The organism is Idiomarina piscisalsi (genome assembly GCF_002211765.1).
Taxonomy (GTDB): domain Bacteria; phylum Pseudomonadota; class Gammaproteobacteria; order Enterobacterales; family Alteromonadaceae; genus Idiomarina; species Idiomarina piscisalsi_A.
In genome coordinates, this window is record NZ_CP022133.1 from 275,377 (window position 1) to 295,762 (window position 20,386).

The window sequence follows — 20,386 nt, forward strand, 5'->3', positions numbered from 1 at the left end:
TCGTTTCTGACTTCGTTTTGAGGAAATGATCCATGCAAAAAATCACATCTTACTTAGCAGCCAGTATTGGCTTAGCATTATTGCAAACGCCGGTTCTGGCTTATGGTCAGGATAACGCCAGCGATTTCGAAATCATTGAAGTTAGCGGTGACTTTCACAAACGCACGCTGAATGAAACCACCAGCAGTGTGTCAATAATCGACCAAAATGCGATGCAGCAGCGTAATGCGCAGCATTTGCAGGATACGCTCAACAGCTTTGCCAACGTCAACTTCTCCGGTGGTACATCGACCGCACGCTTTATCCAGATTCGCGGCATGGGCGAGCGTTCTCAATTTGTTGATCCGGTTAGCCCGTCAGTCGGCCTTATTATAGATGGTATTGATTACAGCGGCTTAGGTACGGCCGCGTCGCTTTTCGATATCAACCAGATTGAAGTCTTCCGAGGACCGCAAAGCGGACGTTTTGGAGTCAACGCGATGGCCGGTTTAGTGTTGTTGGACAGCGTGCAACCAACGGAAGAGTTCAGTGGTCAGTTTGAGTTGTCAGCTGGTAATTATGACGAACGCATGGGTGGCTTAGCATTAAGCGGGCAACTGGGCGTACTGGGCAAGGCCCGCTTTTCTGTCAGTCAGTTTAAGCAAGACGGCTACATTGAGAATACCTATTTAGATCGAGACGACACGAACAATCGGGATGAACTTGGCGTACGGCTTTTGTTGAACACCGAATTTACCAGGAACTGGACGTTAGACACCGTCCTGCACTACAACGATGTTGATAACGGTTACGATGCCTTTAGCCTCGATAACAACCGAACGACGTTGTCAGATGAGCCGGGGTATGATCGCCTGGAAAGTGAAGCGGTAAAAACGACTCTGAATTATCTAGGCTGGGATAACAGCCGGCTTGAGTTGTCAGCCAGTGTTTTAAACGCAGATACTGCTTACGCCTTTGACGAAGACTGGACGTATGTTGGGATTGCTCCTGGTTGGGAGTACTCGTCATTTGATGCCTACCTTAGAGACAGAAAAGACAAAACAGCCGAGGTTCGTTGGTTATCAATCGATCCTGAAGCGTTATTTGGGGTAGTCACTGAGTGGGTAGCGGGAGCCTATTACTACGAAAAAGACGTAGCGCTGACGCGTGATTACTTTAATTGGGACTTAGGCCAGCCGGATATTTTCCAAAGTGATTATCGCAGTCAACATGCCGCGGTCTATGGCGAATTAACGCAGCACTGGAGTGAGAAGTTCTCCACTATTAGTGGCTTGCGTATTGAACAGTATGACAATGACTACACCGACAGCCGTAATATAGACGCGCAGCCTGAAGATACCATGGTCGGCGGTAGCTTTAGTGCTCGGTATCAGGCTGCACCAAATAGTTACTGGTATGCCACGGTATCGCGCGGTTATAAGTCAGGCGGTGTTAATGGCGAGGCTCTGGGTAAAGCAGACGACCAAGGCCTGGACGAACTCAAAGACTATCTGCTTGAGCGCGCGACTTTTGAGCCTGAAATTCTATGGAGTGCTGAGTTTGGTGTTAAAGGGAGCAGCCCAAGTGGGGACTTAACCTCGCGAGTGAGCACTTTTTACCATTGGCGTGACGATGTTCAGCTGAAAAGCTGGGTGAACCGTAATCAATCGTTTGTCGGTTATATTGAAAATGCCGCAGAAGGTAAAGGTTATGGCCTTGAGGCTGAAATCCGTAACAAACTGACGGACTGGTTGACACTATTTGCTTCTGCGAGCTGGCTGGAAACTGAAATAGAAGGCTTTGTGACAGAGGACGGCATGGATATGACAGGGCGTGAGCAAGCTCATGCGCCTCAGTATCAATTCAATGTTGGTCTCGAAGGTTGGTATGGCGAGAATGTTCAATGGGTGCTGCAGGCTGACGGCAAAGATGAGTTTTATTTCTCGAACTCCCATAATCAGAAATCTGAGTCTATGACATTGGTTCACCTTGCCGTGAATTACTACATCGATGACTGGCGTGTGAGTTTATGGGGACGGAACTTAACGGATGAAGATTACGAAGTGCGCGGTTTCTACTTTGCTAATGACCCCAGAACTCAGTACGCGAATGACGAAACCTACGTACAGTACGGTGAGCCGCGTCGTTTCGGTGTCACTGTTAGCAAATCGTTCTAAGGAAAAGCCGTGATAGAAACCCTGTTAGAACAGTTAATGATGAGCTCTTTGTGGGAATTAGCCGCACTGTTATTTGCGCTGGGGTACCTAGTGCTTGCGGCGCATCAGAAACAATGGTGTTGGCTGTCGGCAACCATAAGCTGCAGTATTTACGCGGTGTTGTTCTGGCAGGGTAAGTTGTATATGGAGTCGGTACTGCAGGCTATTTATGTGGTCATGGCGGGTTACGGCTGGTGGCAGTGGCGTTTCCAAAAATCCGCAGCGCAAGAGAGTCCCGGGGGGGCTAAGTACTCGTTGAGGTGGCATCTTTTACAGTGGGCTTGGCTGATACCTCTGGCTGCTATGACCGCTTATATGCTTTCTGTGTATACTGACGCCGACGCCGTGTGGCTCGATACTTATACCACTGTATTCAGTTTGCTGGCGACTTGGCTGGTGACTAAGAAAGCGTATGAAACCTGGTGGTACTGGCTGGTTATCGACAGTGTTTATGTCTATTTGTACGCCAGTAAAGGTTTTGTCGCAACAGCGTTGTTGTTTGTTGTCTACTTGGGATTAGTGATTTATGCCATGTGGCGTTGGCATCAGGATAATTCACAACCAGAGCCGGTAAAGAGTGCCGGATGATACCTGCACCTAAAACAGTCACTCGACTAACCAGTGGCCAGTCAAACCAAACGCTGCGGCTTAAATCCGATGACTCTGATCTCGTACTAAAGCGGTGGCAAAATGATGGCTTGTTTCAGGTTCATCGGGGCCTGGAGGTTGCTGTACAGAAAACGCTTGCCGAAAGCGGAGCTGCCCCTGACGTGTTGGACTGGAATGAAGCAGAAGGCTGGCTATTGCAGCCATACTTAGAAGTGCCTTCATTAAATCAGGTAACGTTATCGCCCGCTATTAAAGCAACGGTATTGGCTGAGGTTCTCGCGAAAATTCACTCCTTTAAGCCAAGCATTCCTCACTGGAGATTGAACGACAAAGTAGAGCATTATCTGCAGCAGCTTTCCAACTATCAACCTTCCTTGGCTAACTCTTTTCGGGAAGAGAAAAGCCAGCACCAGCAGGCGATTGATCAATGGCTGGAGTACCCGGTGCTTTGTCACAATGACCTGTCGATGAATCATATTCTTATGACGGCTCCCATTAAAGTGATTGACTGGGAGTATGCGGGAATCGGCCACCCACTGTTTGATATTGCGAATACCATCGTCATGAACAAGCTTGACGACGCAATGGCCGAACGGCTGCTGACAGACTACGCACGATTAACGCGTTATGACGTCGAGCTTGCTGATATGGCCGAATGGCTTGATTTGGTGGATTGGCTGAATAACTTATGGCAGCATTTACTTTCCTATTCTAAATAAAGTTGAAAGTAGCATGGCCGACAAACAGTTGACTGAAAAGGTTTACGGTTATTTAGCGGAAGATGAAGACGCGCGGGTGTGTAAGGATATTCCTGAATCGGCATGTCACCATCAGCCAAAATCGTTTGTGTTAATGCTGCTGTCTTTGACGTTAACTAAGTTGGGCGATAGCTTAGTCAGTGCCCGCTTAGTCTTACCCTGGATGCTAAGCTCGTTAGGCGCTCCTGCAATATTTATCAGTGCGCTAGTGCCTCTGCGAGAGTCGCTGGCGTTATTGCCTCAGCTGTTCGTAGCGCAACAATTACGCCAACAACCCGTTAGAAAATGGTTTTGGGTTGCAGGCAGCGTGGGGCAGGCTCTCTCTTTACTTTTAATGCTGTTTGCAGTGGCCACGCTGAATAACAGTGCACTGGGTTGGAGTGTTGTCTCGCTACTTGCACTGTTTAGCCTGTCCCGGGGGATTTGTTCTGTTGCCAATAAGGACGTTACCGGTAAAACGGTGTCTAAAACACGCCGAGGCCGACTATCGGGTGTCGCAGCCTCTTCTGCTGGTTTACTGACGTTGTTGACCGCTTTGTTTATTGTTTTTTCGCCAGAAGTGGAAGGTCAGCGTTGGCTATTTTTAGCCTTGCTGGGAGCGGGTGTTGTTTTATGGCTATTAGCGGCAGCCTTATACGCTGGCATTCCAGAAGTGGCTGGCGCAACTGAAGGTGGGGGAATGCAGTCTCTGAAGCCGTTAAGTCAATGTCTCTGCTTTGGCGGAACGGTCAGTTTGGGCATTTTGTTTTGACTCGCGCTTTGCTCGTCGCGGCTGCTTTTGCCATTCCTTATATTGTTGTGCTTATTCAGCGCCAGGGCGATACCGAATTAACCAGTCTGGGTAGTCTTATGCTGGCCAGTGGCCTTGCTGGCTTGCTGGCTGGGCGCTTTTGGGGACGTTGGTCTGACTCAGCCAGCCATCATGTTATGGCGGCAGCATCGGTCATGTCGACGTTCGTCATGGCGGCAGCACTGGCTATATTCTATTGGGCACCAAATTGGCTCGGTCTTGAGTGGATTGCTGCTTTATTGTTGTTTGCGTCCGCAGTCGCTCACCATGGTGCGCGGGTTGGCCGTAAAACGTATTTGGTCGATATGGCAAATCAGGATAATAGAGCACAACTGACCGCTGTTTCAAATACCGTTATGGGAGTTGTTTTATTAGCAGGGTTGTTACTTGGCTGGGTTGACTCAGCGTATGGAGCTCATGCTGTTTTATGGGTTCTTATTGCGGTAGGTATACTTGCAACGTTAAGCGCATTGAAACTACCCGACGTGTCCGGAGACACGTCAGCATAGCTTACAAAAACTGCTGCAGATTTTACTTTCCTCGAATGGTGGCGTAGAGACCAATAATTACCGCGGCAACGCCACCAATTAGGTACCAGATGGTGTTGTCTGTTGGTTCATTGGTTGCCATTTCCGATACTTCCGACGCAATGGATTGTGACGCTTCATAAGAGAAGTACAGCAAGATAGCGCCAACGATAATTAAAACAATACCAACTATGCGAGTCATAACGGTTTCCTTTTGTTGCGTTAACAGTTTCTCAATATATCGCACTGTTATTTAAGCGCAAGCCCTCATTTTTTTGTTGATTTATATCATACGGCATATTCCTTAACGATTATTGTAAGTGTAATTGTTAATAAGCGCACCGTTTAAAACTAAAATAACAAGATTGGGGAAGAACTATGACTAGAGCGCCTTTCAAGCTAGGTTTTTTATCGCTGTCTCTGGCTGCTGCGTTTGTGGCGCCAGGAACGGCTATGGCTCAAGATGCTGTTAATGCCGAAACCGGCGAGTCGATTGAACGCATTGTGACGTTGGGTTCACGCGTAAACGGTCGAACGGCGACCGAATCGGCCTCGCCTATTGATATTATTTCAGCCGATCAGCTGGTTGATACTGGTGCAACTGAACTGGGTAAAGCGCTGCAAATGAGTGCTCCGTCATTTAACTTCTCATCGACGACTATTTCAGATGGTTCGGATATTATTCGTCCGGCTACTTTGCGTGGTCTGAACCCGGATCAGGTATTGGTGTTGGTGAACGGTAAGCGCCGTCACCAGCAGGCGCTGGTTAACGTACAAGAAACCATCGGTAAAGGCTCTGCCGGGTATGACATTAACGCGATTCCAATTACGGCGGTTGAGCGTGTTGAAATTCTCCGCGATGGTGCAGCAGCACAATATGGCTCAGATGCGATTGCTGGTGTTATTAACATTACGCTGAAAAGCTCAGAAGGCGGTATGATTTCCGCTGAAGTTGGACAAACGTATGAAAAAGACGGTGAAGTGAATACCGTTGGTATTAATTTTGGTAAAGAATTCGATAATGGCTTCTTCAACGGTACGTTGGAATACCGTGACCGCGGCATGACCAACCGCGCATCGCCGGCTGAAGCATCACTTATTGGTGATTGGTTGTCTCCAAGCGGTGAACCTGTCGTTCGTTTACACGTTGGTGACGCAGACTCTGAAAATATGTACGCCTGGTTTAACGCGGGTTACAACTTGGGCAACACCACTGAGCTTTACGCGTTTGGCGGTATTTCGAATCGAGACGGTGGCTCTTCAGGCTTTTTCCGTGGACGCGGCCACCCAAGAACAATAGAGGCGATTTATCCTGACGGTTTCTTACCAAAACTGGAAACAGAAGCCGATGATCAGTCCTTAGCGGTGGGTGTTCGTGGTGATTTGCCTAACGCCTGGTTATGGGACGCGAGTGTGGTTTACGGTAAAAATGAGTTTGGATTTAACTCGTCAAATTCTGCCAACGTGAGTTGGTACTATGAGCCACATCCAGATGGCGGTATTTATGGTGAGACGCCAACAGAAGCCTTTGACGGTGAGTTAGTCTTTGAGCAGACCACATTCAACTTTGATGTCAATGGTACCGTCGACGTGGCTAATGAGCTTCTTTATTTAGCCCTGGGTGTCGAACTGCGCCAGGACAGCTATCAAATTAATCCGGGCGATCCGGTATCTTGGGCTTATGGTCGAGCGAATGATCCTGACGTGGAAATTTTAACGCCTTACGGAACCGTCGCAGAAGCAGGCATCCAGGGATTCCCTGGGTTTAGCCCGAGTCAGGCGGTAGACGCTGATCGTGATAGCTACGGTGCCTATGTCGATGCTGAATATTACGTAACTCCGGACTTTTTATTAGCTGGCGCGCTGCGCTATGAAGATTATGATATTGCCGGTGACAATATTTCCGGAAAATTGTCGGCTCGTTACGATATTGACAATGACTTCTCCTTGCGTGGAACCGTAGCAACCGGTTTCCGGGCGCCGGGCGTTCAGCAAATATACTACAGCCAAGTTTTGACTAACGTGGTAAACGGTACGCTGGTTGAGACCGGAACCATAGCCAACGACGACGAGTTAGCACGACAATTCGGCATCAAAGAGCTAGAAGAAGAAACCTCAGAAAGCGTCAGCTTTGGATTAATTAAGCGTTTTGATAACGGTTTCGACCTGACGATGGATGCCTACCAAATCAACATCAATGACCGCATTGTTTTATCGGAGTCCTTAACGGCTTCCGTCGGAGCTGAGTTTGGTGAAATTTTGGAGGATAACAACTTAGGTGCCGCACAATTCTTTACTAACTCAGTGGATACCAAAACCACGGGGCTGGATGTTATTGCCTCTTACCCGACGGAATTAATGGAAGGTGAACTAAAACTGACCGCTGCAATGAGCTTCATGAACACGGAAGTTGAGCGGGTGAATTCCGTTTCATCATTGATCCCTGGTGATGAAATATTCAGCGAGACGCAAATCCTGCGTTTAGAAGAAGGTCAGCCAAGTGAGAAAGCAACCATCACTGCAGATTGGACTCGAAATGCCTGGAATGTGAATGTGGCGTTTAACTACTTCGGGGCTGTTGAAGGTCAGGCATTTACCGGCGTTAAGAAAGAGTGGGGTGGAAAATGGTTGACGGACGCGTCCGTTGGTTATGATTTCACTGATAATCTGAACGTACGTATTGGTGCAAACAACCTGTTTGATACTTACCCGGATGAGTGGGGCAGTGAAGGCTCACCATTCTCTGATGCGGGCTTCAAATACGGTTGGGAAACGCTCCCGTTTGGTATCAACGGTGGCTACTATTACGCGCGTTTGAACTACACGTTCTAAAAAACTTATGTGTATAAAAACGCCCCTTTTAAAGGGGCGTTTTTATTTGGGGGTTACTGACCGAGACGACCAACACGTTTCATTGTTCCCCAATTGTGTCTGCGCCCTCGTATGAATTGCCAGAATCCCCGTAAACGCCACCAACTGTTCAGTTGCCTGTAGCCAAAGTTCTCCAGTACGGCGGTAAAAATAAGCCACATGAGATCTCTTTTGGATTGATAGGTTCTGAAGGTCAGTTCCTCTAAAATAAGAGAAAATATGGAAATAAAGACACCCAGTCCGAAAGCAGCAAGCAAAAAAGTCAGTGTAAAATTGAGATCAACCAGGCCGGCAAAAAAGAAGTAGGCTGTTAGTAAATAAGCCAATACTTCGATCAGTGGGCCTATTCCCTCAAAAAACAGCATGAAAGGGTAAGCTATCCAGCCAGCAGCTTTGCCGCGCAATGAAAATAAAAGCCCTATGTTTTTTGTGAGGCTTTCCATTAAGCCTCGCTGCCATCGAATGCGCTGGTTTTTTAAGGTGGTTAGATCTTCAGGGGCCTCTGTCCAGCAGACTGGATCGGGTATAAAGGCGATACGGTAAGGGATCTTCTTGTTATTCATATGGTGATGTAGCCGTGTCACTAGCTCCATATCTTCGCCGACAGTATTGGCCTGATACCCGCCACAGTCGATAACACGCTGCTTGCGGAACACCCCGAAGGCGCCTGAAATAATGAGCATACCGTTGAGTGGTGACCAGCCCATTCGTCCAAATAAAAAAGCGCGTAAGTATTCGACTATTTGCAGACGGGCGAGCCACGAGCCCGGTAAGCCAACTTTGGTTAACAGCCCTTGCCTTATGGTTGATCCGTTAGCGACTCGAATTGAACCGCCAACGGCAACGGTTTCTGGTTCGTCAATAAAAGGGCGCACAATTCTATCTAAGCTATCCCGCTGTAAAATAGAATCGGCATCCACCGCACAAAATAGTGGGTTACGAGACGCATTTATACCCGCATTTAAGGCATCAGCTTTACCGCCATTGTCTTTGTCGATGACCCGAAGCTGCGGGTATTTTTTTGAGCGGTAGACTTGCCGGATGGGTTGAGTGGTCAGCTGATTCCGGTACGCCTCGTGATACACCTGGAGATCAAATGCGCTGATAAGCGTTGCCATGGTGTCATCGCGAGAACCGTCATTAATGACAATAATTTCATATTTGGGGTACTCGAGCTGCAGAATGCTTTTAACCGACGATACAATGCCAACAGTTTCGTTATAGGCAGGAACAATGACGGAGACTGGCGGTAGCAACGGACCAAAACTCATGGGTAGTAACTGATTATCATATCGCCGCATATACCGACGGATAACCACAAAACTAATGATGTTGAGTATAAGGTAAACAACGGTTAAGGCGACGAAGTAACCAATAAAACTCAGCTGTGCTATTTCAATCCAGGGTTGCCAGTTATCAAGCATCGATTATCTCCAAATTCATTTCGTTCGCTACTTGCATCAACATGTTCCTGGCAAATGGATCGGCCAGTTCAGTCAGTTGTTCTTTAAGGTAGTCTGGCGAAAATTCTGGGTGTGAAAAAATTCCTCGAGCAGCTCGGTAACGAACCCACCAAGCCGAATCTTGCAACAGCTGCCATAGGCGCTCTAAATCTTGTTTGTTACGTGCCAGCTCACCCAACATTCGGGTAGCCTGAACCCTGATACTCAATTCGGCTGACTGAGTCAAACGTCTAATTAATGGCAGGTGGTGCGGGTGATCAAGCAGAGGTATCAGTTGTGCTGTCGCCTCAGGTTGCGACTTAAAATGGCGAATTAAGGTTTCGGCTTCACTGCTGGAGAGAGGTGCGTTCACTCCTTGCAGCACCGTAAGCAGATAAACGGCATGTTCAGCCGTGGTTTCAAGTAGAATTTTCTGAGCCTGCTGAATGAGGTAACGTGAGTCACATTCTTTGGCTATCGTAACCAAACGTTCTGGCGCAACGAAACGTTTCAACTGAAGCAGTATTGGCACTGCAATGGTTTGATCATTACGCATTAGAGCGCGCAGTGCTGTAAGAACAACCATACTGCTGGAATGCTGAGTGAGCTCTTTTAAACGTTTTATGGTAGCGGGAGAAAGCTTTTGCAGATCGCCCATGGCAATCGCTGTTGCAATCAACGTTCTGACATCTTGACCGCGCATTAGCTCGAGCGCCTGACGTTCTAGACGAATGTGTTCGGCTAAGCGTTCAAGGCCATCATCGGCATCGCCGCGGACATAACGATGCATAAGGGACCACAGTTGGATGAACCACAAAAAAGCCTGAGTATCCTGCCACAGCTGCTTTATTTGGGCGCGCTCGGGTAATTCTGCTTTTGGATTTGCACAACATTCGAATAGGAATCGGCGCCATTGTCGTTGTAATTCATTGCGCTTTTTCTCATCCTCCTGATGAATAATGCGCAGGATGAACAACCACGACCAAACCAATAGAACGAAAACAACAATAACCAGCAGGGCACTGTGCATCCATTGCAAGAGTTGTTCAGAATCGATAGCGAAGTCCAAGCAACACCCCCCGGCGATCATAAAAGTCGCCTTGCTGATTAAAACTCACTGCCCAACGCAGACCCCAGCTGGGTGAAAGCTGATGTAAACCGTAAACGCTGATGCCTTGTACATTGGTTATCAGAACCTGTTGAGGGGCGATTTTTTCTGCTTCTTCACCTTGATTGAGAGCCAGTGTTATGGCGCTCCAGTCATTATAAAAGTAGCTAAGAGTTGCGGCATGAGACAGAGCTGAGTCACCACCTAAAAGGTGATCCTGGCGAATTCGGTAAGACCAGCGCCACTGCTCAAAGTAACGCTCTAATTGAAGACTATAACCTTGACTGGTGCTTGTCGGCCAACGGCTTCTGTGAGCTCCTGCACTGATAAGGTAACCATTATTCAGCGCGCGGCTGAGTATAATCTGACCTTGAAACTCGGGACGAACCCGGGACGTTCCTGAACCGCCAAGCTCGCCAAATAATTGCCAGTTTTCGTTAAGCTCAGTGTAAAATCCGGCCAACATTTCGTTATCGCTGAGGTCGAAACGGCGGGTTTGGTTAAACCGCAAATAGCCTAGCGTCTCATCTGATAATGACCGTTCATATTGAATGTAGGCATTTTTCCAATTGTCATAATTACCGGTCAGACTATCGAAACCCACTCCGGCCTCGAATGCCTGATTATAGGACTGAGCTTGTAGTGGCATACTTAACAAAAGAATCAACGAGGTCAGTACACTGAGCTTCATGAAAAACTCCTTTTCTGACTTTGGATATTAAGCAGTTTACGGAGCCGAGCCTGCAATTCTTTTGGCTGAAAGGGCTTTACCATGTAGTCGTTGGCGCCTGAATCCAGAGCGTTGGCAATATCATCGTCGTCTTGTAAGCTGGTTAATACCAAGATGGGAACCGCACGGCTTGGTTCGCGATTGCGAAGCCATTGGATGAGCTGTGCCCCTGATATGATGGGTAATTGCAAGTCAAGGAGCACCAAGTCCGGAGTCGAACCACGTAACCAATCTTGAGCTTCGGAGCCGTCATTACAGCAGTGAGTTTCATACCCTTCGCGCTGTAATAAAAATTCTAATAGTTCACGTAAAACTACGTCGTCTTCAACAATTAAAATTTTGAACTTGCTCATATACGTGTCTCCTCGCTTAATTCAAGCATAAGTAGCTTAGGCGTTGGGAGCAAGGAAAAACCTCTTTAAAGAACAAGCAATAAGTGCTTTACACACAAAAAAAGACCGAGTAATTTTTTACTCGGTCTTGGTTGTTACCAGTCATTACAGGCGTCGAATTTCTGCCATTAATTACCTAAGTAAGAGGTCAGCATCCACGCTGTTTTCTCTTGCTCTTTAATGTAGTCACTCATCAACGCGTTGGTGCCTTCATCACCGGCTTCTCCTGCGAGGTCTAAAATCTCACGTTGCAGGCGAATCGTTGTTTGATAACTGTCCAGAATATTTGCGACACAAGCGCGACCTTCATGGACGTCTTTTACTTCTTCAATTTCGCTATTCTTAATATAGGTCGAATAAGCGTGTTGAGGACGTTGACCCAAGGTTAAAATGCGTTCTGCAATCTCATCAATCTTCAGCAATAAGTCATCGTAGGTTTCTTCAAACTTCGCATGCAGTTCGAAGAAGCGCTCGCCTTTAATGTTCCAATGGAAACCACGAACGTTCATGTAAAACACTTGATAGTTCGACAACAGCTCGTTCAGCTTGTCGCCAAGTTGCTCGGCTTTTTTCTGATCTAAACCAATAACGCTTAACTGTTTCATAAAACCCTCCTTTGTCATCGTTATGCATTAACCATAGTCCATTCATGAGGTTAAAGAAAGCGATGAAAATCGATGAAGCTGACAGTTAAATTCGATAACTGTCAGCTTTAGCTTACATCAAGGAGTGCAGTTTTGAAGCGAGTTAGATCAACTCAAAGACTCAACTTTACCATCGCGAATGTGCTTTTCGCCGCGCGCTTTGGCAAGCTGAATTTGGCGCTCACGCTCTGCGAAACGCTCTTTTTGTTCTGCGGATGTTTGGTCGAAGCAATGCGGGCAGCTAACCCCTTTCTGATAATGCTCGGATTGCATTTCTTCTTTGGTAATTGGCATGCGGCAGGCGTAACACTGGTCGTATTCGCCTTGTTCAAGCCCGTGCTTAACGGTGACTCGCTGGTCAAAAACGAAACACTCGCCGTTCCAGCGGCTGTTGTCTTCCGGCACCAGCTCAAGGTATTTCAATATCCCGCCTTTTAAGTGATACACCTCGTCGAAGCCCTGCTCTTTTAAATATGCCGTTGATTTCTCACAGCGAATGCCGCCAGTACAGAACATGGCGACCTTCTTATGCTTTTCCGGATCCAAGTGCTCTTTAACGTATTCAGGAAACTCACGGAAGGTATCAGTCTTTGGGTTAACCGCACCTTCGAACGTACCTACGGCGTATTCGTACTCATTGCGGGTATCAATGACCAGCACTTCAGGATCAGAGATTAAGTCGTTCCACTTTTCCGGTTCAACGTAGGTGCCCACAGTATTTTTAGGATCAACCCAGTCGACGCCCATGGTTACAATTTCTTTCTTCAGCTTAACTTTGGTGCGATAGAAGGCTTGCTCGTCACTCGGTGATTCTTTGTGATCAATGTCAGCAAATCGGTCATCTGATCGCAGATAAGCCAAGACATTATCAATGGCTTCTCGGGTACCACAAATGGTACCGTTAATGCCCTCTCGGGCGAGTAAAAGTGTGCCTTTTACGTCGTTGTCGATAAGAGTTTGATAGAGTGGTTCGCGAATTTGCTCATAGTCATTGAGCTCGACAAATTTATACAATGCCGCACAAATGTACATATCGTGTTACCTTTTTCAGCGGTTCGGAACGTAAATCCGAAGCCTTGTTTGGAAATAGTCGATTTAAAAATCGAGCGCGAATTATACGTATTGATCCAGATCAGCGCAAACCAGGAGTCGAAGTCAGTGGTCAGTGAGTCGTTATTTTATGGGTTAGTGTTGCTCTCCGCGTCAACGTCTTTATTAAGTGCGGTAGCCGGTGCTGGTGGTGGTGCGGTATTAATTGGCGTTATTGCGCTGGTGCTGCCAGGTAGTGCCGTTATTCCGGTTCATGGTTTGGTGCAAATGGGGTCAAACGTAGGGCGCGCAGCTTTGTCATGGCCACATATTCACTGGCCGACTGTCGCTTGGTTTGTGCCTTTTGGGCTATTGGGCACCTTTCTTGGAAGCCTGTTACTGGTTCAGTTACCTACAGAAATACTGCAAATTACCATTGGCCTTTTCCTGTTATGGTTAACGTGGGGTCCAAAACTACCGCAAAGCCTGTCTGGACGTGCGGGTCTTGTCGGCGGGGGCTTGTTAACGGGGTTTTTAGCATTATTTGTTGGCGCATCAGGCCCTCTGGTGGCGGCTTTCGTAAAAGCTCGTTTCAGCGAGAGAATGCAAACTGTGGCTACCTTTGCGACCGTAATGACGTTTCAGCATGGTCCAAAAGCCATCGTATTCGGTATGGCTGGCTTTGTCTTTAAGGACTGGCTGCCTTTAATTGGGGCAATGATAGCGGCTGGCTTTGCCGGTACCTGGATAGGTTTGCACTGGCTCAAAAAAATAACGAACCAGCACTTTGATCAACTATTCCGAATGATCATTACTTTGCTGGCGCTGCGCTTGCTTTGGGTCGCGCTTGAGGCGCTTATCCCAGCGCTGTCTGGCGTAGCGGCGTAGGCTGGCAATGTTGTCAGTTTCATCCATTATTGGCGTGCCCAAAATGGTCTCAATAATATCTTCCAGAGTAATAAGCCCTAACCAGCTGCCGTGTTCGTCGTAAACTAACGCCATGTGTTGCCGTGTCGATATCAGGTGGCTCATTAAGGCTTCCACGCTTACGGTTTCGGTGACGACCTCTACCTGGCGAACAATGTCGAGAATAGGTGTCCCCTCGTCGGCGTCAAAAACATCGCTGCGGAACAGAATGCCGTGTGGTTCTTCTTCGGCGTCGATGACCGGGTAACGGGAAAATGGTAGCTCACGAATCTTTTGACTAACAACCATAATGTCTTCGTCAGGTCGTATGGATTCGCAAACCGTTCGCGGTGTCATAACTTCCTTCACCCGAATGTCGTGAAGGTCGAGAATGTTTAAAATAACGCGTCTTTCGTCGGCATCCAGGGCTTCTTCCTCATGACCAATGGTTGCCATGGCTTTTATTTCAGAGCGCACATCAATGTCTTCTTCTGTGCCACCAATGCGCTTCGTTATTTGGTCTGACAGCCAAATAAAGGGCTTAAGCGTTAGAATCATGAGGTTCAAAATTGGTGGAAGCCAGGGCGCCAATGGCCGCCAAAATTTGGCACCAATGGTTTTTGGTATAATCTCGGACAAAATGAGGATGAGTAACGTCATAACTGCTGACGCAACGCCCAGGTAACCATCACCAAAAACCACACCAACTTGTGCGCCGACACCTGCCGCTCCGGCGGTATGAGCGACGGTATTTAAGGTTAAAATAGCGGCCAGGGGTTTATCGATGCCATCTTTGAGTTTACGTAGTTGCTTATGCGTTTTTGGTCTGGATTCTTTTAGGTGAGCAATGTAACTCGGTGTTACTGACAGTATTGCCGCCTCCAGAACCGAGCATATAAAGGATACGCCAATAGCCAAAAACGCAAAAAGTATAAGAAGAGTCATCGGGCTCCGAGTGAATAACTGTTGATTATAAAAATTGTATCAACAATATAACAGAAACCGCAGCAATAAGTATGGACCATCCGGCGGGGCCCGAATAATGTTTCCAGATATCTTCCGCTTGTGGCCCGAGCCAGAACACTAAGGCGGCCAGAATGTAGTAACGTAACGCTCGGGCGATACCGGCGGCTAGTAAAAACAACGCTAAAGGGTATTTGCCAGCCCCGGCAGCAAGCATCGCCACCTGAAAGGGAACAGGCGTAACGCCAACTAGGAATATTGACCAGAAGCCGTTATTTTCCAGGGCCGATTGAAATTCGTCGTATTGCTCCTGAACGGATAAGCAGTCAATAAACCATTGGCCGATGGTATCGAACAACGCATAACCAATGTAATAACCGCCGACTGAGCCAGCCATGAATCCCGCTAATGCGACGGACGCAATTAACCAAATACGCTCCCGCTCCAGCACCATATAAGGCACCAGGATAAGCTCTAACGGAATCGGTAAAACAGTCGCTTCTAGTGCCGAAAGAAAGAACAGAAGCACCAGCGCGTGTGGTGAGTTAGCCAGCTTTATATACCATTTTTCACGGGTAGATGTTGTCGACATAAATGGGTCAAGCAAATAGTTTCGATAGCGTGTATCGTTGCAGTGTAACCCGATTTTTTTGCAAATAGGGATCGAACCCGTTAAAAATTACGTAAATTTCGCTTCATTCCCAAGCAAAACAGAATTTTAAGGTAAAAGCAGATGAAATATCGTGGTAGTTCTTCGTTTTCCCACCACCAAGCTGACAAAATAGGTGTGCTTGTCACCAATTTAGGCACACCCGAGGCCCCGACAAAGAAAGCCTTGAAGCCCTACTTGAAAGAGTTTCTGTCAGACCCTCGGGTGGTTGAAGTGCCACGGTTGCTTTGGTCGTTAATTTTAAATGGCGTTATTTTACGCTTTCGCCCGAAACGCTCAGCAGAAGCTTATAAAACGGTCTGGACAGATCGGGGCTCACCATTATTATTCCACACCGAAGATCAGGCCAAAGGCATAGAAGCAAAACTAAAAGAAACTTGGGGTGAGGACATTGTGGTCGACTTTGCCATGCGCTACGGAAGCCCGGCTATTTCCGACGTTATTGAACGGATGCTGGAAAAAGGCGTGCGTAAGATGCTGGTTTTGCCTCTTTACCCGCAATACAGTGCATCAACTACGGCTTCGACGTTTGATGCGTTGGCAAAAGACTTTACTCAGCGACGCTGGTTGCCGGAGCTTCGTTTTGTCACGCATTACCATGACTACCCGCCTTTTATAGAGGCGGCCGCTAAGCGTATTGAGCGTCACTGGAATGAGCATGGGCGCGCTGACAAATTATTGTTTTCCTACCATGGCATACCGCTGCGCTACTTGAAAAACGGTGACCCGTATCATTGTGAGTGCTACAAAACCTCGCGACTATTGGCAGAGCGCCTAGGACTGAAACAAGATGAGTATTTAACCACTTTCCAGTCGCGCTTTGGTCGTGAAGAGTGGTTGCAGCCATACACCGACATGACCATGAAAGCCTTACCGAAAAAAGGCATTAAATCAGTACAGGTTTTTTGTCCGGGGTTCAGTGCTGACTGTCTGGAAACTATTGAAGAAATTGGTGAGGAAAACCGCGAGTACTTTATGGAAAGCGGCGGAGAGCGTTATGAGTACATTAGCGCATTGAATGCTGAGCCTGATCATATTGCAGCGCTAACAGAGTTAGTGAATACTCACTTGCAGGGTTGGTCCGTTGAAAAAATGACTGAACAACGCCAGGCATTAGCGGACAAAGTCGAGAAGCAAACATTGCCTTATAGTGAGGAAGGAAAATAACGGTGGCGGGAAGTAACGCTTTTGGAAAGCCTTTCATGTTCATTGCATGGGGGCTGGCAATTGCTCTATTAGTTTGGTTTTTTCAAGATCAGCTTCAGGAACAGTTTAACCCGAACTCAAACATCCAGAGTCATCGCAGTAGTGGTGAGGTGACCGTTGTTCTCGAGCAAAACCGTATGGGGCATTATGTGGCCAGAGGAAAAATAAATGGTCAACAGGTGACGTTTCTTTTAGACACCGGAGCGACGCTGGTGGCGGTTCCTGAAGAGCTTGCACGTCAATTAGGCTTACAAAAAGGGCGGCAAGGTATGTCACAAACTGCCAACGGCCGGGTTATTACCTATCGAACGGAAATTGATACATTGGAACTGGGTGAAATACGACTTAACAACGTTGACGCGTCTATTACGCCGGGTATGGACGGAAACGTTATTCTTTTAGGTATGAGCGCATTAAAAGAATTTGAGTTAACCCAAAAAAACGATACGCTTAGGTTAACGTATTAAAACGAATCAAATTTATAGGAAGAATGAATCATGCATAAGTTGTTTATTGGAATGGCAACGATCGCCTTTAGCGCTACAAGCTTTGCTCAACAGTCAGGATTAGAAGCCTGTGCTGAAATTGAGGATTCGTTAGAGCGTTTGGTGTGTTATGACAATTTAGCTAAAAAAGAACAGTCTGGGGAACAGCAACGTCAAGATAGAGAGCTTCCGGAGCAGGCTCGTAAAGGTAAGCAGAAAGCGGCTGAAATGAGAGAGAAAGCGCAAGAGCGCCGCGAACAAGCCAATGAGCGTTTTGGGTTTGAACATAAAGAGAGGGCAGACACTGAGGATGAGCGCATTAGCGTGACTTTGGCTGACCGCGAAGAGGGGCCCTACGGCAAGTGGCGCATAACGCTAACCAACGGTCAGGTTTGGAAGCAAACCGACAGCGGTTATTTTTCATGGGACGGAGACTCCTACTACATTGAGCGGGGTGCACTGAACTCATTCTTCTTTGGCCGTGAAGGCTCCAATCGCCGTATGCGAGTTCAGCGCGTTAAGTGAAACTTGATGTATACATTGCGCAGAGATATTTGCTCAGCAAACCGAGAATGCCGGGAACTGCTCAATTCGGCAGTTCCCAAGTAGTCACAAAATAACGAACTTTAGCTGATTCGGAATTGACGCAACTCGCGTTGTAAGTCGGACGATAATTTCGCTAAATTATCACTCGACTCCTTAACTTGAGCGGATGCCTGGGCCGACTGATCAGAAATATTGCTAATCGTATTAATGTTCTGGTTAATTTCATCGGTTACAGAGCTCTGCTCGTCAGCCGCACTTGCAATGTGGCTGTTCATATCATTAATTTCGTCGACAGCCTGAGTGATCGATTGTAGCGACTCATCGGCCCCCTGCGCTTTGTCGACCGTATGATCAGCTTCTTTTTTACCGGTTTGCATTGACTGTACCGCCTCTTTAGTCGCCGCTTGTAACCGCTCTATCATTTCCTGAATTTCCTGAGTAGATTCTTGAGTGCGGCTAGCCAAGGTTCTTACCTCGTCAGCGACCACCGAAAAGCCACGACCATGCTCGCCGGCGCGGGCTGACTCAATAGCGGCATTCAACGCTAGCAGGTTGGTTTGTTCGGCAATACTGCCAATGACATCTAATACTTTGCCAATGTTATCACTGTCTTCGGCAACTTTTGTGATGGTTTGTGTGGTTCGATTTACGTGGCTCGCTAAATTTTTGATAGCAGCAACGGTTGCATTGACGACGTCTCGGCCTTGCTTGGTGTGATCGTCCGCTGTGCGTGCAGAATTCGCCGCCTCGTTGGCGCTTTTCGCAATTTCATCCACCGTCGTCGACATTTCATGAATGGCCGTTGCGACTTGCTCTACGGCTTGATGTTGTTCCCTAACACTGGCGTTGGATTGCTCGGAAATGCTGGATAACTCTTCAGATGATGTGGCCAGTTGTTCTGTCATGGAGTTTATTTTAGTAATAGTACGTTGTAGTTTTTCGACAAACTCATTAAAGGCGTCGGCGACTAGGCCTAACTCATCGCTTCTATCCAGATTGACACGCGCTGTTAAATCCCCTTCACCTTTCGCCATATCTTCGAAGCGTTCCAACATTAGGTTTAATGGCTTGGTAATTAACGGTGGGAAGAATAGTGCTAACAAAACGCAAATAGCTAAACCAATAATAAGTACCACCATTTGTGTCCAGTTACTTTGCGTAATGACCCCCTCAATAATTGTCGACTGGTTTAAAGCGGCTTCTTCTTTTCGTTGCTCTAGTTGGTCCAGCACGTCACGCATGGTTTCAAATTGCGGACCGCTGTCAGTTTGACTGAGCTGAATGGCTTGTTGAACACTACCTTGTCGGTGTAATTCAATCACCCGCTGAGCGGTGGTTGTCCATATTTCGTTTTTTGTTTTGTAGTCCTCAACCATACGACGCTCTTCGGCACTGGAGGTAAGGCTTAAGAATCGATTTACCCGCTGCTCGGCTTGCTCTAGGTTTTCGTTATGGGTATCGATAAGCTGTTGTTGGAGGGAAGAGTCTGGCTCAACTGAGAGTAATGTTCTTTCGGCAACTTGGGCCTGATGAAGATCACGGTCAGCTTGAAGTAGGTAATTAAGCCCGGGTAAGTGCTCACTGGCTATTTTATCAACACTGTTTGCGACAGATTTAAAATTAACGGCGCTGACAGCAGCGATACTTATCAATACCATTGCCAGCAGGACAATGGGCAGTAATAGCTTATAGCGGAATCGAAGGTTATTGAACCAGCTCATATTATTCGCCTTTATTGCTTTACGACTAAAGTCTAATGACTTGTTATCGTAAGCTAAGCAGTTTAACTTTAGCTGGTCAATAAATAAGCGCTGGGCTCCTGCGAGCCCAGCGCTTGGGTTGACGTTATTTTATATCGGTTAGGCGAAGATAGGGTTTCAGCGTTTTCCAGCCTTGTGGAAATTTCTCTTTCGCATCATCGTCACTGACATTAGGACGGATAATGACGGAGTCTCCTGGTGCCCAGTCCGCAGGGCAAGCGACTTCCTCGCGATCGGTCGTTTGTAACGCATCAATCACGCGTAGAATCTCGTTGAAGTTACGACCAACCGTCATTGGGTAAGTCATTATCAGACGAATTTTTTGGTTCGGATCGATAATAAATACCGAGCGAACCGTCGCTGTAGTACTCTCATTCGGGTGAATCATGTCGTACTTTTGCGCGACTTCCAGCTCTTTGTCCGCAACAATGGGAAACTCCAGAACGGTATTTTGAGTTTCGTTAATGTCGTTGATCCAGCCTTTGTGCGCGTCAACTGAGTCGGTAGAAAGCCCTAATGGTTTTACGTTACGTTTTTCAAACTCTGGCGCTAGCTGCGATGTGCGCCCCATTTCTGTCGTACAAACTGGCGTGTAGTCAGCGGGGTGGCTGAAGAAAAAGACCCAAGAACCCTTGGCCCAGTCATGAAAATTGATAGAACCTTCTGTGGTATCAATCGTAAAATCGGGTGCGGTATCACCAATACGTAATGTCATAGAGCTACTCCTAGTGTGTCTTTTTAAGACGAAAATAGAT

At 47.3% G+C, this 20,386-nt stretch carries 21 protein-coding genes; 10 read left to right on the plus strand and 11 right to left on the minus strand.

Going from position 1 to position 20,386, the window contains the following annotated elements:
• Window positions 1-32 precede the first annotated feature (32 nt).
• The 5 genes from CEW91_RS01290 to CEW91_RS12375 are packed head-to-tail and all read left to right on the plus strand — an operon-like array spanning window position 33 to window position 4,861.
• Window positions 33-2,156: a TonB-dependent receptor gene (locus CEW91_RS01290; RefSeq protein ID WP_088767329.1), complete on the plus strand. Its 2,124-nt coding sequence runs from the start codon at window positions 33-35 to the stop codon at window positions 2,154-2,156.
• A 9-nt stretch (window positions 2,157-2,165) separates the two neighbouring features.
• Window positions 2,166-2,783 (plus strand): nicotinamide riboside transporter PnuC, encoded by a 618-nt coding sequence (gene pnuC / locus CEW91_RS01295; RefSeq protein WP_232507001.1) that lies wholly within the window; start codon window positions 2,166-2,168, stop codon window positions 2,781-2,783.
• On the plus strand, window positions 2,780-3,523 hold the full coding sequence (locus CEW91_RS01300; RefSeq protein WP_088767330.1) for a phosphotransferase: 744 nt from the start codon (window positions 2,780-2,782) through the stop codon (window positions 3,521-3,523). Before pnuC ends, CEW91_RS01300 begins: the two co-directional genes overlap by 4 nt.
• A 13-nt stretch (window positions 3,524-3,536) precedes the next feature.
• Window positions 3,537-4,313 (plus strand): hypothetical protein, encoded by a 777-nt coding sequence (locus tag CEW91_RS12370; protein ID WP_232507002.1) that lies wholly within the window; start codon window positions 3,537-3,539, stop codon window positions 4,311-4,313.
• Window positions 4,268-4,861 carry a hypothetical protein gene (locus tag CEW91_RS12375; RefSeq protein WP_232507003.1) on the plus strand — a complete coding sequence of 198 codons (594 nt, stop codon included), beginning with the start codon at window positions 4,268-4,270 and terminating at the stop codon, window positions 4,859-4,861. Before CEW91_RS12370 ends, CEW91_RS12375 begins: the two co-directional genes overlap by 46 nt.
• 22 nt (window positions 4,862-4,883) lie before the next feature.
• Here CEW91_RS12375 and CEW91_RS01310 read toward each other — a convergent pair whose 3' ends face one another.
• Window positions 4,884-5,081, minus strand: coding sequence for a DUF3185 family protein (locus tag CEW91_RS01310; protein ID WP_053953278.1), 198 nt, complete (start codon window positions 5,079-5,081; stop codon window positions 4,884-4,886).
• Between the two features lie 176 nt (window positions 5,082-5,257).
• On the opposite strand from CEW91_RS01310, the gene CEW91_RS01315 reads away from it, so the two are divergent.
• Window positions 5,258-7,711 (plus strand): TonB-dependent receptor plug domain-containing protein, encoded by a 2,454-nt coding sequence (locus tag CEW91_RS01315; protein WP_088767331.1) that lies wholly within the window; start codon window positions 5,258-5,260, stop codon window positions 7,709-7,711.
• 53 nt (window positions 7,712-7,764) lie between these two features.
• On the opposite strand, the gene CEW91_RS01320 is transcribed toward CEW91_RS01315, so the two are convergent.
• The 6 genes from CEW91_RS01320 to trhO form a co-directional block, all read right to left on the minus strand.
• The gene (locus CEW91_RS01320; protein ID WP_088767332.1) at window positions 7,765-9,174 is read right to left on the minus strand and encodes a glycosyltransferase family 2 protein; all 1,410 of its coding nucleotides are present in this window, start codon (window positions 9,172-9,174) and stop codon (window positions 7,765-7,767) included.
• On the minus strand, window positions 9,167-10,282 hold the full coding sequence (locus tag CEW91_RS01325; protein ID WP_198400875.1) for a HEAT repeat domain-containing protein: 1,116 nt from the start codon (window positions 10,280-10,282) through the stop codon (window positions 9,167-9,169). Before CEW91_RS01325 ends, CEW91_RS01320 begins: the two co-directional genes overlap by 8 nt.
• Window positions 10,239-10,991: a YaiO family outer membrane beta-barrel protein gene (locus CEW91_RS01330; RefSeq protein ID WP_088767334.1), complete on the minus strand. Its 753-nt coding sequence runs from the start codon at window positions 10,989-10,991 to the stop codon at window positions 10,239-10,241. Before CEW91_RS01330 ends, CEW91_RS01325 begins: the two co-directional genes overlap by 44 nt.
• The gene (locus tag CEW91_RS01335; protein ID WP_088767335.1) at window positions 10,988-11,383 is read right to left on the minus strand and encodes a response regulator transcription factor; all 396 of its coding nucleotides are present in this window, start codon (window positions 11,381-11,383) and stop codon (window positions 10,988-10,990) included. Before CEW91_RS01335 ends, CEW91_RS01330 begins: the two co-directional genes overlap by 4 nt.
• Before the next feature lie 167 nt (window positions 11,384-11,550).
• Window positions 11,551-12,027, minus strand: a complete 477-nt coding sequence (locus CEW91_RS01340; protein ID WP_088767336.1) for a Dps family protein — start codon at window positions 12,025-12,027, stop codon at window positions 11,551-11,553.
• A 147-nt stretch (window positions 12,028-12,174) separates the two neighbouring features.
• A complete protein-coding gene (trhO, locus tag CEW91_RS01345) occupies window positions 12,175-13,098 on the minus strand; it encodes an oxygen-dependent tRNA uridine(34) hydroxylase TrhO (protein ID WP_088767337.1) in 924 nt (307 codons plus the stop codon).
• A 48-nt stretch (window positions 13,099-13,146) separates the two neighbouring features.
• Between trhO and CEW91_RS01350 the strand changes: the two genes are divergently transcribed.
• Window positions 13,147-13,983, plus strand: coding sequence for a sulfite exporter TauE/SafE family protein (locus CEW91_RS01350; RefSeq protein ID WP_232507004.1), 837 nt, complete (start codon window positions 13,147-13,149; stop codon window positions 13,981-13,983).
• On the opposite strand, the gene CEW91_RS01355 is transcribed toward CEW91_RS01350, so the two are convergent.
• A complete protein-coding gene (locus CEW91_RS01355; RefSeq protein WP_088767339.1) occupies window positions 13,891-14,946 on the minus strand; it encodes a CNNM domain-containing protein in 1,056 nt (351 codons plus the stop codon). The two genes, CEW91_RS01350 and CEW91_RS01355, sit on opposite strands and share 93 nt — an antisense overlap.
• A gap of 25 nt (window positions 14,947-14,971) precedes the next feature.
• Window positions 14,972-15,556 (minus strand): YqaA family protein, encoded by a 585-nt coding sequence (locus CEW91_RS01360; RefSeq protein WP_088767340.1) that lies wholly within the window; start codon window positions 15,554-15,556, stop codon window positions 14,972-14,974.
• Between the two features lie 141 nt (window positions 15,557-15,697).
• Here CEW91_RS01360 and hemH point away from each other — a divergent pair, with 141 nt between their 5' ends.
• From hemH to CEW91_RS01375, 3 genes are read left to right on the plus strand one after another with little or no spacing between them, the layout of a single operon-like run.
• On the plus strand, window positions 15,698-16,801 hold the full coding sequence (hemH, locus tag CEW91_RS01365) for a ferrochelatase (RefSeq protein WP_088767341.1): 1,104 nt from the start codon (window positions 15,698-15,700) through the stop codon (window positions 16,799-16,801).
• A 35-nt stretch (window positions 16,802-16,836) separates the two neighbouring features.
• The gene (locus tag CEW91_RS01370; protein WP_232507005.1) at window positions 16,837-17,307 is read left to right on the plus strand and encodes a retropepsin-like aspartic protease family protein; all 471 of its coding nucleotides are present in this window, start codon (window positions 16,837-16,839) and stop codon (window positions 17,305-17,307) included.
• 30 nt (window positions 17,308-17,337) lie between these two features.
• On the plus strand, window positions 17,338-17,850 hold the full coding sequence (locus CEW91_RS01375) for a hypothetical protein (RefSeq protein WP_088767343.1): 513 nt from the start codon (window positions 17,338-17,340) through the stop codon (window positions 17,848-17,850).
• Between the two features lie 101 nt (window positions 17,851-17,951).
• On the opposite strand, the gene CEW91_RS01380 is transcribed toward CEW91_RS01375, so the two are convergent.
• Together CEW91_RS01380 and CEW91_RS01385 are read right to left on the minus strand one after the other, a co-directional pair.
• Window positions 17,952-19,592 carry a methyl-accepting chemotaxis protein gene (locus CEW91_RS01380; RefSeq protein ID WP_088767344.1) on the minus strand — a complete coding sequence of 547 codons (1,641 nt, stop codon included), beginning with the start codon at window positions 19,590-19,592 and terminating at the stop codon, window positions 17,952-17,954.
• 124 nt (window positions 19,593-19,716) lie between these two features.
• Window positions 19,717-20,346: a peroxiredoxin gene (locus tag CEW91_RS01385; protein ID WP_088767345.1), complete on the minus strand. Its 630-nt coding sequence runs from the start codon at window positions 20,344-20,346 to the stop codon at window positions 19,717-19,719.
• Between the last annotated feature and the right edge of the window lie 40 nt (window positions 20,347-20,386).